Annotated in this window: 17 protein-coding genes and 2 tRNA genes; 5 read left to right on the plus strand and 14 right to left on the minus strand. The window is 74.4% G+C overall.

The features are described from left to right. Window positions 1–80 precede the first annotated feature (80 nt). Both T328_RS13505 and T328_RS13510 read right to left on the minus strand, forming a co-directional pair. Window positions 81–383, minus strand: coding sequence for a GroES family chaperonin (locus tag T328_RS13505; protein WP_101426562.1), 303 nt, complete (start codon window positions 381–383; stop codon window positions 81–83). A gap of 55 nt (window positions 384–438) precedes the next feature. Next, complete coding sequence (locus tag T328_RS13510; protein WP_496496249.1) at window positions 439–783, minus strand: DUF3618 domain-containing protein; 345 nt, start codon at window positions 781–783, stop codon at window positions 439–441. 102 nt (window positions 784–885) lie between these two features. On the opposite strand from T328_RS13510, the gene bcp reads away from it, so the two are divergent. Beyond that, window positions 886–1,365 carry a thioredoxin-dependent thiol peroxidase gene (gene bcp, locus T328_RS13515; RefSeq protein ID WP_496496250.1) on the plus strand — a complete coding sequence of 160 codons (480 nt, stop codon included), beginning with the start codon at window positions 886–888 and terminating at the stop codon, window positions 1,363–1,365. Here the strand turns inward: bcp and T328_RS13520 are convergent. The 4 genes from T328_RS13520 to T328_RS13535 form a co-directional block, all read right to left on the minus strand. After that, window positions 1,349–2,008: a class F sortase gene (locus T328_RS13520; RefSeq protein ID WP_496496251.1), complete on the minus strand. Its 660-nt coding sequence runs from the start codon at window positions 2,006–2,008 to the stop codon at window positions 1,349–1,351. The genes bcp and T328_RS13520 overlap by 17 nt on opposite strands. Further along, the gene (locus T328_RS13525) at window positions 1,998–2,606 is read right to left on the minus strand and encodes a hypothetical protein (protein WP_496496252.1); all 609 of its coding nucleotides are present in this window, start codon (window positions 2,604–2,606) and stop codon (window positions 1,998–2,000) included. The genes T328_RS13520 and T328_RS13525 overlap by 11 nt, the downstream gene beginning before the upstream one ends. 141 nt (window positions 2,607–2,747) lie before the next feature. Beyond that, window positions 2,748–3,527, minus strand: a complete 780-nt coding sequence (locus T328_RS13530) for an HAD-IIA family hydrolase (RefSeq protein ID WP_496496253.1) — start codon at window positions 3,525–3,527, stop codon at window positions 2,748–2,750. 216 nt (window positions 3,528–3,743) lie between these two features. After that, window positions 3,744–4,889 carry a hypothetical protein gene (locus tag T328_RS13535; RefSeq protein WP_496496254.1) on the minus strand — a complete coding sequence of 382 codons (1,146 nt, stop codon included), beginning with the start codon at window positions 4,887–4,889 and terminating at the stop codon, window positions 3,744–3,746. A gap of 245 nt (window positions 4,890–5,134) precedes the next feature. Between T328_RS13535 and T328_RS13540 the strand changes: the two genes are divergently transcribed. Next, entirely contained in the window at window positions 5,135–6,247 is a 1,113-nt protein-coding gene (locus T328_RS13540; protein WP_496496255.1) for a Gfo/Idh/MocA family protein, read from the plus strand. 44 nt (window positions 6,248–6,291) lie between these two features. Further along, a tRNA-Lys gene (locus tag T328_RS13545) sits at window positions 6,292–6,365 on the plus strand. A 194-nt stretch (window positions 6,366–6,559) separates the two neighbouring features. Here the strand turns inward: T328_RS13545 and T328_RS13550 are convergent. Then, window positions 6,560–7,246, minus strand: a complete 687-nt coding sequence (locus T328_RS13550) for a nucleoside/nucleotide kinase family protein (RefSeq protein WP_496496256.1) — start codon at window positions 7,244–7,246, stop codon at window positions 6,560–6,562. 112 nt (window positions 7,247–7,358) lie between these two features. On the opposite strand from T328_RS13550, the gene T328_RS13555 reads away from it, so the two are divergent. Next, window positions 7,359–7,443, plus strand: a tRNA-Leu gene (locus tag T328_RS13555). Between the two features lie 602 nt (window positions 7,444–8,045). On the opposite strand, the gene T328_RS13560 is transcribed toward T328_RS13555, so the two are convergent. The 5 genes from T328_RS13560 to ehuB form a co-directional block, all read right to left on the minus strand. Beyond that, a complete protein-coding gene (locus tag T328_RS13560; RefSeq protein ID WP_496496373.1) occupies window positions 8,046–8,843 on the minus strand; it encodes an IclR family transcriptional regulator in 798 nt (265 codons plus the stop codon). Between the two features lie 250 nt (window positions 8,844–9,093). After that, complete coding sequence (gene ehuA, locus T328_RS13565) at window positions 9,094–9,903, minus strand: ectoine/hydroxyectoine ABC transporter ATP-binding protein EhuA (protein WP_496496257.1); 810 nt, start codon at window positions 9,901–9,903, stop codon at window positions 9,094–9,096. Further along, window positions 9,890–10,540, minus strand: coding sequence for an ectoine/hydroxyectoine ABC transporter permease subunit EhuD (gene ehuD / locus T328_RS13570; RefSeq protein WP_496496258.1), 651 nt, complete (start codon window positions 10,538–10,540; stop codon window positions 9,890–9,892). Before ehuD ends, ehuA begins: the two co-directional genes overlap by 14 nt. Continuing rightward, complete coding sequence (ehuC, locus tag T328_RS13575) at window positions 10,537–11,283, minus strand: ectoine/hydroxyectoine ABC transporter permease subunit EhuC (protein WP_496496259.1); 747 nt, start codon at window positions 11,281–11,283, stop codon at window positions 10,537–10,539. The genes ehuD and ehuC overlap by 4 nt, the downstream gene beginning before the upstream one ends. Further along, window positions 11,283–12,200, minus strand: a complete 918-nt coding sequence (ehuB, locus tag T328_RS13580; RefSeq protein WP_496496260.1) for an ectoine/hydroxyectoine ABC transporter substrate-binding protein EhuB — start codon at window positions 12,198–12,200, stop codon at window positions 11,283–11,285. Before ehuB ends, ehuC begins: the two co-directional genes overlap by 1 nt. Window positions 12,201–12,297: 97 nt before the next feature. On the opposite strand from ehuB, the gene T328_RS13585 reads away from it, so the two are divergent. Continuing rightward, on the plus strand, window positions 12,298–12,798 hold the full coding sequence (locus T328_RS13585; protein ID WP_496496261.1) for a DUF3830 family protein: 501 nt from the start codon (window positions 12,298–12,300) through the stop codon (window positions 12,796–12,798). Between the two features lie 85 nt (window positions 12,799–12,883). Here T328_RS13585 and T328_RS13590 read toward each other — a convergent pair whose 3' ends face one another. Both T328_RS13590 and T328_RS13595 read right to left on the minus strand, forming a co-directional pair. After that, window positions 12,884–14,359 carry an amidase gene (locus T328_RS13590; RefSeq protein ID WP_496496262.1) on the minus strand — a complete coding sequence of 492 codons (1,476 nt, stop codon included), beginning with the start codon at window positions 14,357–14,359 and terminating at the stop codon, window positions 12,884–12,886. A 17-nt stretch (window positions 14,360–14,376) separates the two neighbouring features. Further along, entirely contained in the window at window positions 14,377–15,318 is a 942-nt protein-coding gene (locus tag T328_RS13595) for a D-2-hydroxyacid dehydrogenase (RefSeq protein ID WP_496496263.1), read from the minus strand. Window positions 15,319–15,529: the final 211 nt, after the last annotated feature.

Here is a 15,529-nt window from a genome sequence, read left to right on the forward strand (position 1 = left end):
GGAGGCGCAGGATCAGTGACCGGACGCCGCTTCAGCCCGGGTCACGCCAGCGGCAGCGAGCCCGCGACGGGGGTGGGCCGCTACAGGTACAGCCCCGTGGAATCCTCGGTGCCCTCCAGCCGCTCCGAGGCCACCGCGTGCAGGTCGCGCTCGCGCAGCAGCACGTAGCCCACGCCCCGCACCTCGACCTCGCCGCGGTCCTCCGGGTCGAACAGCACCCGGTCGCCCGGCTCGACCGTCCGTACGTTCTGCCCGGTGGCCACCACCTCCGCCCAGGTCAGCCGGCGGCCCACGGCCGCGGTGGCGGGGATGACGATGCCACCGCTGGACCGGCGCTCGCCCTCCGCGGTGTCGGTGCGGACGAGTACCCGGTCGTGGAGCATCCGGATGGGCAGCTTGTCGTGGGGCGTATTCACGTACCCGACGGTACCCGCGCCGCTAGCGGCGCCGACGCCTGCCCCGGGACTTCCCGGGCCGGCGCGACCCCGCTGCCAGCAGTCCGGCGACGGCCACGACGGCGACCGCGACCGGCACTATCCGCTTCAGCCGGGGGGCGCCGTCGGGGGCGACGAGCACGCCGCGGGCACTGGTCACGGCGCGGTTCGCGACCACGAACGCCTGCCCGGCGGTGTGGTCCACCATGCTCTTCGTACGCGCCTTGGCCTCGCCCACCAGGGTCGAGGGGCTCACCCGCAGCGTGATCTCGTCGAGCGTCGCGGCGAGATCCTGCCGCCGGCGTGCGATGTCCGCCTCGATCTGCGCGGGAGTCCTGCCGTCCGACACCGCCGTGCCTCCGTCCTCGCCGTCCGTCTGCTGGTCGACAGTCTGTCAGCCGTTACCCTCGGGTGCGACATCCGCCCCGCACCCTGGAGTAGGGAAAGCACCATGAGCGAGCGACTGCAGCCCGGCGACACCGCCCCCGACTTCACCCTCCCCGACGCGGACGGCAAGGACGTGTCGCTCGCCGGCTACCGCGGCCGCAAGGTCATCGTCTACTTCTACCCGGCCGCGCTCACCCCGGGTTGCACCAAGCAGGCGTGCGACTTCACCGACAACCTCGACGTGCTCGCCGCCGCCGGCTACGACGTCATCGGCGTCTCGCCCGACAAGCCGGCGAAGCTGGCGAAGTTCCGGGAGAAGGAGTCGCTGCGGGTGACGCTCGTGGGCGACCCCGACAAGGCGGTGCTGGAGGCGTACGGCGCCTTCGGCGAGAAGAAGCTCTACGGAAAGACGGTGACCGGCGTCATCCGCTCCACCGTCGTCGTGGACGAGAAGGGCACCGTCGAGCGGGCGCTGTACAACGTCAAGGCCACCGGTCACGTCGCGAAGCTCCTCAAGGACCTCGACGTCAGTTCGCCCGCGTGAGGTAGCCGGAGACCACCAGGTTGCCCGTGTAGGTCCGCTCCCTCGGCTCGTACGCGCCGCCGCAGGTGAGCAGGCGGATCTCGGCCCGGCCGCGCTGGTGCTGCCCGTAGACGCGCTGGGCGTCGAAGTCGTCCCTGGCGACGGTCTCCACCCGCTCGACGGTGAACACGGCCGTGCGCCCGTCCGCGCGGGTGACCGTGACCTCCTCGCCGGGGCGCACGTCGCCGAGCCGGTAGAACACCGCGGGCCTGGCGCGGGTGTCCATGTGCCCGACGAAGACCGCGACGCCGGCGGCGCCGGGCTTCGCGCCGCCGCGGTACCAGCCGATCTCGTTCGCGTTGCCGAACGGCGGCGCGGCCACGGCGCCGTCGCCGTCCAGACCGCGGCCGACGACCGGGCCCGCCACCCCCACCGACGGCACCGCGAGGCCCGCGGGCACCGAGTCGGCCGGCGCGCCGGGCAGCGGGCGGGCGGCCGGCGGTCCCGAGCGCAGCACCTGCGCGCCGGCGCCGCCGTCGGAGACCGTGCCGCCGCCCTCGCGCTCGTCGAGGTCGCGGCCCCAGAGCCACAGGCCGAGCAGCAGCACGGCCCAGGCGGCGGGGGTGACCAGGCCGGGCCGGCGGCGGGCGGCCTCAGCGGCCATCGGGGGTGCCCGCGTCCGTGCCGGCCGCGGCGCCGCGGGTGCGGCGGCGTACGAAGGTGACGGCGAGGACCGCCGCGCCGCCGACGAGGGCGAGGGGCGGGGCGCCGGGCAGGGCGCCGGTCAGCGGGCCCTTCTCGTCCCCGGCCGCCTCGTCCCCGGCCGCCCGCGCGGTCTGCGCCGTGCCGCCGCCGCCGGCCGTCACCGGCGACCAGGGCTGGTGGTGCCAGTTGTTCTTCCAGTGCTCCGGCCGCCGGTGCGGGTCCTCCACCACCACCTCGCCGCGCGCCACCCGCCGGCCGCCGTCGCAGTCGACCCACACCGGGTACGTACCGGCCCGCGCGGTCCACTTGATCTTCCCGCGCCCGGTCAGCCCGCCGTGGTTCACCGGGCGCAGGTTCACCGGCGCCTCGAACACCTCCGAGGTCGCCGAGGCGTGGCCGCCCCGGCACACACCGGTGCTGACCTCGACGGGATCGCCGCGCTGCACGCGGTGCGGGGTCACGGTCACGTCGCCCTGCGCGTGCGCGTCGGCGCAGGAGACGGCGGCGCCGCCCGTCAGCAGGAGAAGGGCGGCGAGGCAGACACGGACCGGGCGCATGGGACCTCCGGGAACTCTCCCTCCCAGGGTCGCGACCCGCCGGGCCCGCGCATCCGCACGGCGCCAGCACTACGCCGGTCCGGTGGCCGCCCACCCGAACGGCGGGCGGGGGGTGGTGCCTTGAGCGCGGTCCCGGCCGGCTCAGATCAGCTCGACGAGGTCGGCGATCGAGTCGGCGATGTGCGAGGGCCGGTACGGGAAGCGCTCCACCTGGTCCGCCCGGGTGAGCCCGGTCAGCACCAGGTACGTCTCCATGCCCGCTTCGAGCCCGGCCAGGATGTCGGTGTCCATCCGGTCGCCGATCATCGCGGTGGTCTCGGAGTGGGCGCCGATCTGGTTGAGCCCGGCGCGCATCATCAGCGGGTTGGGCTTGCCGACGAAGTACGGGTCCTTGCCGGTCGCCTTGGTGATGAGCGCGGCGACGGCGCCGGTCGCGGGCAGCGGGCCCTCGGTGGACGGCCCGGTCTCGTCCGGGTTGGTGGCGATGAAGCGGGCGCCGTCCTCGATCAGCCGGATGGCCTTCGTCAGTGCCTCGAAGCTGTACGTGCGGGTCTCGCCGAGGACGACGTAGTCGGGGCGGTGGTCGCTGAGCACGTAGCCCTGGTCGTGCAGCGCGGTGGTCAGCCCGGCCTCGCCGATGGCGTACGCGGTGCCCCCGGGGCGCTGGTCGTCGAGGAACTTGGCGGTGGCGAGCGCGGAGGTCCAGATGTTCTTCACCGGCACGTCCAGGCCGATGCGGAAGAGCCGGGCGTGCAGGTCGCCGGGCGTGTACATGGAGTTGTTGGTGAGCACGAGGAAGGGCTTGCCGGAATCGCGCAGCCGCTTGATGAAGGCGTCGGCGCCGGCGATCGGGATGCCCTCGTGCATGAGCACCCCGTCCATGTCCGTCAGCCAGGACTCGACCGGCATGCGCTCCGCCATCTGCTCTCTCCCACGGTGCTCGAGGACGGGGTCACCAGCCTAGACGCAGGAGCGGGGGGACAGCGGGGGCGGAGGGGAAGAGCGGGGGCGGGGGCGGTGTGCGCGGGTGCGCCGCGCCGCGCGCTGAAGCCGGCGGGCGCCGGCCCCCGCGGCGCCGGGTCCGACGGCACCGCACACCCCGCCGCGCCCCGCGCACCGTGCCGCGGACGGGCGGGGTCAGCGGGGCGGCGGGCCCGGTGGGGTACGGGGTGCGGGGTGGTCGCGGCGGAGGCGGCGGGAGGCGTGGAGGAGGGCGGTGCCGAGGAGGAGCGAGGCCGCGGCGCCCGCCGTGGCGGCGGCGGTCGGGCGGGGGCCCGTATCCGCCAGGCTCTCCGGCATCGGTGCGGCGCCGGGGAGCCGTGGCGGCGGCTGCGGTACGTCGTCCGGCCAGCGCGGTACGGCGCCGCCCCCCGGCGCCGCGGGGGCGTCCGGTCTGCCCGGGACCGTCGGGGCGTCCGGGGCCGCCGGGCCCGTCGGGGCGTTCGGCGGCGCCGGGACGTCCGGGGCACCGGGCCGCCCGCGTTCTCCAGTGCCCCGCGGGGTCGGCGGGGTGCCCGGTTCCGCCGGGCGCCGCTGCGGGCGTTCCGGTGTCGCCCCCTCCCGCGGCGTCGTGGTGCGCGGCGGCGCGGGGCGCTCCGACGACTCCGGACGCCCCGGCGACGCCGTCCCGCCGCAGCACGACGTCCCCGGCTCGATCCGGACCTCGTAGTCCTCCGACTGCCCGATCCACTCGCCGTCGTCTCCGCGGCGCTGCACGGTGGTCACGTTCACGGTCACCCGCCCCCCGGGGGCGTCCTTCGCGAAGCCCAGCCGCACCGGCACGTCCCGGCCGCCGCCCGCCGGCAGCGCGAAGCCGCGGAAGCCCCTCGCGAACGCCCCGGCGTTCTCGTCCGCCCCCGTCCGCTCGAACGCCACCGACCGCCAGCGCCGCGCCCCCGCGTCGTAGAACCGCAGCCGGATGTCGCCCGGCAGGAGGCGCGCGCCGTCCTCGTGGCTGAACACCGCCACCGGGTGCACCCCTCGGCAGGGCCGGTCCGAGGTGTTGTGCAGCCGCAGCGTCAGGCTGTGCCGCGCGCTCCCGGCCCGCAGCGCGGCGCCGTCGCCGCGCAGCGCCGTCGCCACGGGGAAGCCCCCGGCCCCGGGGTCGCCGCAGCGCGGCGCGAGCGGGCCGAGCGGGCCGGTGGGCGGCTGCGGCAGCGGCGCTCGCGGAGGTGCCGGCACGGGTGCCTGCGCGGGCGGCTGCGCCGCGGCGGTCGCCGGTGCGGGGGAGAGGAGGAGGGCTGCGGCGGTGGCCGTGAGGGCGAGTGCGGAGCGCGGTCCCATGATCGCGACCGTGTCACGGACCCCGTACCGGCGATCGGCCGGGCGACTCTGAACGGCTCAACGCACGCCCGCATAACGCCCGTCCGGCGCAACCCCCCGGCCCGTACGGACACCGCGGCGGCCACCGCACCGGCACCCGGCCCGTGGACGCCCGCCTGAACGCCCCGCCCCCGCCCCCGCCCCCGCCCCGCCCCTGCCCTCGCCCCCGCCCGCCCGGCCGCGGGCGGTGTGGTTGAGTGACGGCCATGGATGGCACCCCTGGCACCCCCCTGCGCGTCGGTCTCTTCGGTTACGGACTCGCCGGCGCCGTCTTCCACGCCCCGCTCGTCGCGGCCACCGACGGCCTCGTCCTCGACACCGTCGTCACCGGGAACCCGGAGCGGCAGCGGCAGGTGCGCGCCGCGTATCCGGACGTGACCGTCGTCGCCACCGCCGACGACCTTCTCGCCCGCGCCGACCGCCTCGACCTCGCCGTCGTCGCGTCCCCCAACCGCACCCACGTGCCGCTCGCCACCGTCGCGCTGGAGGCCGGGCTGCCCGTCGTCGTGGACAAGCCGCTGGCCGCCACCGCCGCCGAGGCCGACGAGCTGGCGACCCTCGCCGACGCCCGCGGGCTGCTGCTCTCCGCCTTCCACAACCGCCGCTGGGACAACGACTTCCGCACTCTCCGCGCCCTGCTCGCCGACGGTGCGCTCGGCGACGTCCACCGCTTCGAGTCCCGCTTCGAGCGCTGGCGCCCCGCGCTGCGCGGCGGCTGGCGCGACTCGGCCGACCCGGCGGACGTCGGCGGACTGCTCTACGACCTGGGCAGCCACCTCGTCGACCAGGCACTGACCCTCTTCGGCCCGGTGACCTCCGTCTACGCCGAGTCCGACGCCCGACGGTCGGGCTCGGAGGTGGACGACGACGACTTCGTCGCGCTGGTGCACGCCGGGGGAGTCCGTACGCACCTGTGGATGACCGCGATGGCCCCGCAGCTCGGGCCGCGCTTCCGGGTGCTCGGCAGCCGCGCCGGATACGTGAAGTACGGGCTCGACCCGCAGGAGGCGGCGCTGCGCGAGGGCCGCCGGCCGGGGGACGGCGGCGGGACCGGGGCGGACGGGCCCTGGGGCGCGGAGCCCGAGTCCGCCTGGGGCCGCCTCGGCGTCGGGGAGTCCCCGCTCACCGGCGGCGGCGAGCCGGTCCCCACCCTCCCCGGCGACTACCCCGCCTACTACGCCGGCATCGCCGAGGCCCTGCGCACCGGCACGCCACCGCCCGTCACCGCCGCCGAGGCCGCGGCGACGCTGCGGGTGCTGGCGGCGGCCCGCCGCTCGGCGGGGGAGGGCCGGGTCGTACGGCTCGCGGAGGGTGCCTGAGCACCCGCGGGGAGCCGGTATGATTGACGGCGTCGAGGCGACCTGCGCCGCTAGCTCAGTTGGTTAGAGCAGCTGACTCTTAATCAGCGGGTCCGGGGTTCGAGTCCCTGGCGGCGCACGCATCCCGAAGAGCCCGGGCCGGCCGGCCCGGGCTCTTCGCGTTGTCCTGGCCCAGCCGGTACGTACCGGCCGCGACGGCGTCGCGTACGGCCGCGGCGGTCGCCTCCGGCGGCTGGCCGCCGGTGTCCGGCGCGTGCGCCCCGTACGCCCCCGGTGAACTCCCGGTCATCGCCGGCACCGGCTCGGGGCCGGTCAGCGCCTCGGGCCCGGCGCGGGAGGCCGGGCCGGCGGGTCGGCGGCATCCTGGGCGCCCGCCCCGGCCACCACCCGTTCGCACCGCGCCCGCGACGCCTTCACCAGCTCCGCGTTGGGCGCGTCGTTCGCGTCGATCCACGCGCGGGACGCGGCGGCCGTACGCCCGAAGCCCACGTGCCGCTCCATCAGCCGTGCGTCGCGCACCTCGTCCGGGGCGTCCACGTACCAGACCTGCGCCATCAGCTCCCGTGCCGCGCGCCAGCCCGGCAGGTCGCAGGCGAGGTAGTTGCCCTCGGTGACGATCAGCCGGGTGCCCGGCGCGACGCGGTGGCGCGCGGCGACGGGCTCGTCCAGCGCGCGGTCGAAGTCCGGTACGTACACCTCCGCGTCCGGCTCCGTCACCAGCCGGCGCAGCAGCGCGGCGTAGCCGGCGGCGTCGAAGCTCGGCTCCGAGCCCTTGCGGTCGCGCAGGCCGAGCCGGTCCAGCTGGGCGTTGGACAGGTGGAAGCCGTCGAGCGGCACGTACGCGGCGGCGCCCGCACCGTGCCGCGCGCGCAGCGCCGCGACGAGCGCGCGGGCCAGCGTCGACTTCCCCGCCCCCGGCGCCCCGGCGAGCCCCAGCACCACCCGCCCCCCGCCACCGCGGAGCGCCCACGCGTCGTCGGCCAGCCGTTCGGTACGCATGGCCGCACCCTACGACGCCCCCGCGCGCCCCCGCACGCGCGTTCCGGCGGGCCCGGGGGGCCAACCCGCCGTAACCGGGCCGCGATCCGCGGCCGGGTAACATTCCGGGCGAGCGGCGGTGGCGCAATGGCTGACGCAGCAGACTTAGGATCTGTGGCCCCTGACCGGGCTTGAGGGTTCGAATCCCTCCCGCCGCACGCGAATCCGCTGCGCGGGGCGCGGCGGGGTGCGCGGTGCCGTCGGACCCGGCGCCGCATGGCCCGCTGCGCGGGGGCGGGGGCGGGATCTGAGGCCGGTGGCCGGCGGGCGTGGTGCCGCGCGGACTGTGAGGCCCGGGAGCCCGGGCCTCGACCCGCTGCGCGGGGGCGGGGCACGGCGCGGTGAGCGCCGCCGTCGAGCCCGGCGACGCGGGGCCGGCGTTCGTGGGCGCTGGCCCGCCGCGCGGGGCAGCCCCGCCACCGCGGAGCGGCCGGTGGGCCCACACCGCCGCCTCCCGCCGCGGAGGGTCGTGTCCCACGGCGTGGTGTAGGGCGACGCGCGTCCACGGGGCGGCCGGCTGTCCGGCGCCGCGCGCCGTCGCCGCGCTCAGGGGGGCGGGGAAGCCGCCGCCCGCCAGGGCGGGCTCACTTCGTGGTCGGGCGGTACCCGGGGGCCGGTGCTGCTGCCTGCGCAGTCGTAGCCCCACAACCGGCTACACCACGTCGCGGGACGCGATCCCGTGGAGCGGCCCCGGGGTCCGCCGCCGCTCGACCCGCCGCCCACCTACCCCGCCGTCCCGCCGCGGAGCGGCGCCCGCGCCCTACAGCGACAGCGCCAGCAGCAAGCCGCCCGCCGCGCTGTTCAGGCGGTCCGCCGCCGCGCGGAGGCGGTAGGTCTCGGCGAGCGGGAGGGACAGGGCCACGCAGCCGATCTGGCGGCCCGCGGTCAGGGGGACCGCCGCGCAGACCGTGCCGACCGCGTACTCCTGCAGGTCCAGCGTCGGGACCGTCGCCGCCTGCCGGTCCAGCGCCGCCAGTACCGCCTTCTCGCTGGTGATCGTCCGCGACGTCAGCCGGGCCGGGCGGTGCCGGGACAGGTGCTCGCGGCGGGCGTCGTGGTCCAGCTGCGTCAGCAGGCACTTGCCGATCGCCGTCGCGTGCGCCGCCGAGCGGAAGTCCACCCACTCGTTCGCCCGCGGCGTCCCCGGTGCCTCAGCGACCTGCGTGACGCGGACCTCCCCGTCCTCGTACCGGCCGAGATAGATCGCCGCCCGCGTCGCCTTCCGCAGCTCGTCGATGCCGCGCTGCACCTTGTCGTGGACCGCGCGGCTTCGGTCCCCGCCCGCGCTGAGCAGCACCAGCGCCTCGCCGATCGTGTACGAGCCGTCCTCCTGCCGCTCCAGGTACCGCTGCCGGCGCAGCAGCCGCAGCAGGGGCGCCAGGTGCCCCGGTGGCAGGCCGGTCTCGCGGGCGAGCTGGGCCACGGACACCCCCGCGCCGTGCCGGGCGGCGGATTCCAGTACGCGGAAGGCGTGCCGTACGGAGTGGAAGGGCGCCGCGGGTTCGCCCGTCCGCCCGGGTCGCGGGCCCGGGGGCTGTCCCCCTTCGGCCGGGTGCAGGACCGCCACATGGCCTCCCTGACAGGTCTCCTCGGAATGATCCCCGCACCGCGGGGCCTGTCCGGGGCCGCGGTGCCGTCATCGCTGCCCGTAGCCGGGCCGTAACCCACCATAGCGGCCCGACGCCCCACCGCCCCCTGCCCGGTCACCCGCGAACACCCGGTCGCGGACGCGCCGGCGGGCGCCCTCCGTCGCCGGAGGGCGCCCGCACGATGGCCGGTCGGCGCCGGTGTACGGCGTCCGCCGTGCCTCAGAGAATCGCGTTGAGGAACTGCTGCGTACGCTCGTGCTCCGGTTCGCTGAAGATCTTCTCCGGCGGCCCGGACTCGATGATCTTTCCGCCGTCGAACATCAGCACGTCGTCGGAGATGTCCCGCGCGAAGTTCATCTCGTGGGTGACGCACAGCATCGTGATGTCCGTCGTCCGGGCGATGTCCCGCAGCAGGTCCAGCACGCCCGCAACCAGCTCCGGGTCCAGCGCCGAGGTGACCTCGTCCAGCAGCAGTATCTGAGGCCGCATCGCCAGCGCGCGGGCGATCGCCACGCGCTGCTGCTGGCCGCCGGAGAGCTGGGTCGGGTACTTGTCGATGTGCTCGGTGAGCCCCACCAGCTCCAGCAGCTCCCGCGCGCGGGTCTCCGCCTCCTCCTTCGGCAGCCCCAGCACGTGCACGGGGGCCTCGGTGATGTTGCGCATCACCTTCATGTTGGGGAAGAGGTTGAACTGCTGGAACACCATCCCGATGTTCTTGCGCACCTCGCGGATGTGGTTCTCGCCCGCCGGCTCCAGCTTGCCGTTGCGCTCCTCGTGGAAGAGGTAGTCGTCGCTGACCTTGATGGTGCCGCTGTCCGGCGTCACCAGGGTCATCAGCAGGCGCAGAATCGTGGTCTTGCCCGACCCGGACGGTCCGATGAGCGTCACGTGCTTGCCCGACGAGACGTCGAAGCACAGGTCGTCCAGGACGACGTTGTCGCCGAACCGCTTGGTCACGTTGTCGAAGCGGATCAGCCGGCTGCCGTCGACGGGCGGGTTCTTCTCGGGGGTGGAGTCAGGTGTTGACAAGACGACGCTCCAGGGCTCGGATCAAAAGGGAAGCGGGGTAGGCGATCACGATGAAGGCCACGCCGACCACGGTGATGGCCTCGGTGGTGAAGGTCTCGTTGCTGAACTGCCGGGCCTCGCCGAGCATGTCCAGCGCACCGATGACCGCGATCATCGGCGAGTCCTTGAGCATCGCGACCACGTAGTTGCCCAGCGCGGGCACCACCCGGCGGATGGCCTGCGGCAGGATCACGGACGTCCACGTCCGCCCGCGCGTCAGGCTGAGCGCCTTGCACGCCTCCCACTGGCCGACCGGCACGCCGTCGATACCCGCGCGGTACACCTCGGCGGTGTACGTCGAGTAGTGCAGGCCCAGGCCGACGATGCCGGTGGTGAGCGGGGACATGGACGGACCCCACTCGGGGACCACGTAGAAGAGGAAGAAGAGCTGCACCAGCAGCGGCGTGTTCCGGATGAACTCGGTGACCGCGGTCACCGGCCAGCGGACCCACCGCTGCGGCGCGCGCTGCAGCATGGCCCAGACCAGGCCGAGGGCGAAGGCGATCAGCGTGCCGAGTGCCAGGGCCTGGAGCGTGACGAGCACGCCGTCCCAGAACAGTGGCATGAACTCGTCGACGACATCCCAGTCGAACGTCATCCGACACCTCCGGCGGCCTGAGTGCTCGCCTGCACGGTCTCGCCGCGGTCGGAGAGCTTACGGGTGAGGAAACCGCTCTTCTTCTCCGGAGCCCGGCCCACCCCCGCTTTGGCCCGGCGCTCCAGCATCCGCATGAGGCGGGTGAGGATGAACGCGAGAACGAAGTACAGCACCAGCAGCAGCGTGTAGATCGGCGGGCTGTCGTTCGTCGCCAGCCGCAGCAGGTTGCCGGCGAACGTCATGTCGGCGACGGCGATGACCGACACCAGCGACGTGCCCTTCAGCAACTCGATCAGCAGGTTGTTGAACGGCGGGATCATCTCCGGCCACGCCTGCGGCAGCTCTATGCGGCGCAGCCGCTGCCAGCGGGTGAAGCTGAGCGCGATGCCCGCCTCCCGCTGTGCCGGGGGCACCGCCGCCAGCGCGCCGCGCACGATCTCGGAGCCGTACGCACCGTAGGTCAGGCCGAGCGCCAGGGTGCCGGTCCACAGCGGCACGAACTGCCAGCCGAGCATCAGCGGCAACGCGAAGGCCATCCAGAACATCAGGATCAGCGCGGACATGCCGCGGAAGACCTCGAAGTACGTGCCGGCGAGGAAGCGCACGATCCAGAACCGCGAGGTCCGCAGCGTACCGACGACGAACGCCACGACGGCGGCCAGCACCGTGCTGTAGATGAGCACCTGGATCGTGATCCAGATGCCCGGGAGGAACCACTCCCGGAAGAACTCCCAGCTCATCATCAGGGGCACAGCTCCTTCAGCGTCATGTCCGTCATTTCCTTCTCGGTGAAGCCGAAGGGCTTGACGATGCGCAGCAGCTCGCCGCTGTCCTTGAGCTTGTGCAGCTCCTTGTTGAAGGCGTCGCGCAGGTTCTTCTCCGAGAGCCGGAAGGCGAAGCCGCCGGCGCCGAACTGGGGTTCGCCGTCGACCATCGGCTGGAAGGGCGTGGACCCTTCGGCCCGGTTGGAGCCCCTGACCGCGTTGGTGACGGTGACGCTGGTGCCGGCGAAGGCGTCCACGCGGCCCTGCTGGACCGCGTCCAGGCCGGCCACCTGGTCCGGGAGGACCAGGACCTCCTTCACGCCGTTGGCCTTGGCGTAGTCGATCTCGATGTACGCGGTGCCGCTGGCGAGCTTCAGCCCTTTGTCGGCGATGTCCTTGTAATCCCTGATGTTGTGGGGGTTGCCCTTCGCGACGATGAAGGCGTCCAACATCAGATAGTCGGGGTCGGAGAAGAGCACCTGGGCACATCTGTCCGGGGTGATGTACATTCCCGCGGACACGACGTCGAACAGCTGCACCTTCAGCCCCGGGATCAGCGCCCCGAACTCCACCGGCACCGGTTCTATCTTCGGGACGCCCAGCCGCTTGAAGATCACCTCGGCGATGGCGGGCGCCTCGCCGACGGCGTTGCCGTCCTCGTTGATATAGCCGAAGGGCACCTCACCGGAGATGCCGACCTTGACGACGCCGCGCTCCCGCAGCTTTTCGAGCAGGTCACCCCCTTCGACGCTGCCGTCCGCCTCGGCGGTCCGGCTGCAACCGGCGGCCCCGCCGATCGCGCCGGCCGCGCCGACGGCGGCGGCCGATGCGAGCAGCGAGCGGCGCCTGAGCCCGCCCGGCCCGCTTCTCGTCTTATTCTCACCACGTAGAACCATGGGCGCGCGGCTACCCGCCCCGGCCGAAGTTATGCGGGTCGGTTCCGGCCGGTGATCCTCCCGTTATCGTGGGATACACCGAACGAGGGAGTGGTGCATGCCTGCGCGATTTGTCGAGGTCTCTCTGGCCAAGCGGGGCGTCCGCTGTACGGCGAAGCTGCTCGACGACAGAGCCCCCGTGACCTGTGCCGCCGTGTGGGACGCGCTGCCGCTCGGCGGCGACGTGTACCACGCGAAGTACGCCCGCAACGAGATCTACGCCCTGCTCCCCGCCTTCGCACCCGCCGAGCCGCCCCTGGAGAACCCGACGGTCACCCCCATCCCCGGGGACCTGTGCTACTTCAGCTTCACCGACACCGTCCTCGGCACCGCCAGCTACGGGTACGAGGCCGAGGCCAAGCACCAGGGCCGGACGAGCGTCGTCGACCTCGCGCTGTTCTACGAGCGGAACAACCTGCTCATCAACGGCGACAGCGGCTGGGTCCCCGGCATCGTCTGGGGTTCGGTGGTCGAGGGGCTGGACGAGATGGCCGCCGCCTGCCAGGACCTGTGGCGGGCCGGCGCGCTCGGCGAGACGCTCAACTTCCGCCGGCTCTGACGCCGGGCGCGGTACGGGGCCGCCGGCCGCGGCCCCGTACCGCTACCGCTCAGCCGCACGTGAACGCCCAGCCGCCGGTGAACGCTCAGCCGCCCGCGGTGTGCGTCGCCGGCGGCCGGACGCCGTCCGCGATCCCCGACTCGTACAGCGCCTGCGCCGTGCGCAGCACCAGCGCGTCCCGGTGCCGCGCCGCGACGAGCTGCAGCCCCACCGGCAGCCCCGCCTCGTCCAGCCCGCACGGCAGGCTGACGGCCGGCTGCTGGGTGAGGTTGAAGGGGTACGTGAACGGGGTCCACCCGGTCCACCGCCGGTGGCCCGAGTCCTTCGGCACCTCCACCCCCGCCTCGAAGGCCGTGATCGGCACGGTCGGCGTGACCAGCACGTCGTACGTCTGGTGGAAGCGCCCCATCGCCTGCCCGAGCGCCATCCGCACGTCCACCGCGGCCAGGTAGTCCAGCGCGCTGTACCGCTCGCCCAGCTCCACGATCTCCTGCAGCCCCGGGTCCAGCTGGTCGCGCGCCTCGCGCCCGTACGGCTGCACCACCCGCGCGGCGCCGCTGAACCACAGCGTGTGGAAGGCGTCCTGGCACGCGGCGAGTCCGTCGCTCAGCCGCGGGTCGGTCTCCTCCACGTACGCCCCGAGGTCCGAGAGCCGCTCCACCGCGCCCCGCACCACCGCGGCCACCTGCCGGTCGACGGCGACCTGGCCGCCGAACGACGCGCTGTACGCCACCCGCAGCCCCCGCACGCTCTCCGCGGCGCCGTCGAGCGCGTCGACGAAGCCGCCCGGGGGCGGGCCCAGCTGCGACCAGTCCCGCGGGTCCGCCCCGCTGACCACGTCCATCAGCAGCGCGGTGTCCCGTACGTCCCGCGTCATCGGCCCGACGTGCGCCAGCGTGCCGAACGGGCTCGCCGGATACAGCGGCACCCTCCCGTACGTGGCCTTCAGCGCGACGATCCCGCAGAACGCCGCCGGGATCCGCACCGAGCCGCCGCCGTCCGTGCCGAGGCTCAGCGGCCCCGCGCCCAGCGCCACCGCCGCGGCGCTGCCGCCGCTGGAGCCGCCCGTGGTGCGCCCGGTGTCGTACGGGTTCGTGGTCACCCCGTTCAGCGGGCTGTCCGTGGTCCCCTTCCAGCCGAACTCCGGCGTCGTGGTCTTGCCGAGGAACACCGCCCCGTGCTCCCGCAGCCGCGCCACCGAGGGGCCGTCCTCGTCCCACTCGCGGTCCGGGTCGACGAGCCGGGAGCCGCGCAGCGTCGGGGTGCCGCGCTGCAGGATCATGTCCTTGACGGTCACCGGCACGCCGTCGAGCAGCCCGGCCGGCTCGCCGCGCTGCCAGCGGCGCGCGGACGCCTCGGCGCGGCCGAGCGCCGCGTCCCGTACGCCGTCGTCGAGGGTGACGAAGGCGTTGGTCAGCTCCTGCGCCCGGTCCGCCCGCGCGAGCACCGCGCGGGTGGCCTCGACGGGCGACAGCTCGCCGGAGCGGTAGCCGCGCAGCAGCTCCACGGCCGTGAGATCCGCCGGATCCGTGCTCCCCGTCGCCTTCGCGGTATCCCGCACACTGCCTCCGTTGTCCGTCACCGTACGTACCCCAGCTGCTTGTCCACGACGTTGAAGAGCGGCCGGCCCGCCGCCCACAGGTCGAACAGCTCCAGGAACTGGTCCGCCAGCGCCCCGCGCCAGCCCACCGTGTCGCCGCTCATGTGCGGCGACACGAACAGGCCCGGCACCTGCCACAGCGGATCCTCGGGCGGCAGCGGCTCGGTCTCGAAGACGTCCAGCGCCGCCGCCGCGATCTCCTGCTGCTCCAGCGCCGCGACCAGCGCCGGGGTGTCGACCAGCGGGCCGCGGCCGACGTTGATGAACCGGGCCCGGTCCGGCATCGCCGCGAACGCGTCCCGGCCGAACATCCCGCGGGTCTCCGGCGTCAGCGGCGCCGCGCACACCACCCAGTCGGCCTGCGCCAGCAGCGCCGGCAGCTCCGACTGCCCGCGTACGCCCTCGCGCGCCGTCCGGCCGACGAGGTCCGTACGCACCTCCAGGCAGCCCAGCGTCTCGGCGATGGCCCGCCCGATCGGCCCCGCGCCCACCACCACCGCCCGGGTCCCGGCCAGCCGCAGCGTCTCGCGGTGCTGCCAGCGGCGCTGCCGCTGCCGCTCCCAGGTGCCGGGGAAGTCCTTGGCCATGGCCAGTACCAGCCCGGCGACGTACTCCGCGATGGGCCGGTCGAAGACCCCGCGGGCGTTGGTCAGCACCGTGTCCGAGGCGGCGAACTCGGGGGAGAGCACGTGGTCGACGCCGGCGCTCGGGGTGTGCACCCACCCCGGCCGCGGGCCGGTGCCCGGCCAGGCTCTGCGCACCGCGGGCGAGGTGAAGTCCCACACCAGCACCACGTCGGCGGAGGGCAGCAGCTCGGCGAGCCGGTCCTCGTCCGTGGTGACCACGTGGGCCCGCCCCCGGAGTCGGGCCAGGTCGGGCGGCGGATCGTCATCGAGGACGAGCACACGGATATCGGACATAGGAAGGAAACCGTCCCGCAATATGGCACTGCTGCAATGGTCTCCAGTACGGGAAGCAGCACTGGATGTAGCCTAAATGAGAAGGCGGAAAAACGTCGGAGATGCGAGGATTGACCACGCTAGGGGTGTGCCTCTACCTTCGTCAATAACCGCATCTGTCACTGCGTCCCGGTCCCTCACCGGCTGCTCCAGTACGTTTTACCTTCCCCCA

It is taken from the genome of Streptomyces sp. CNX435 (assembly GCF_059570575.1).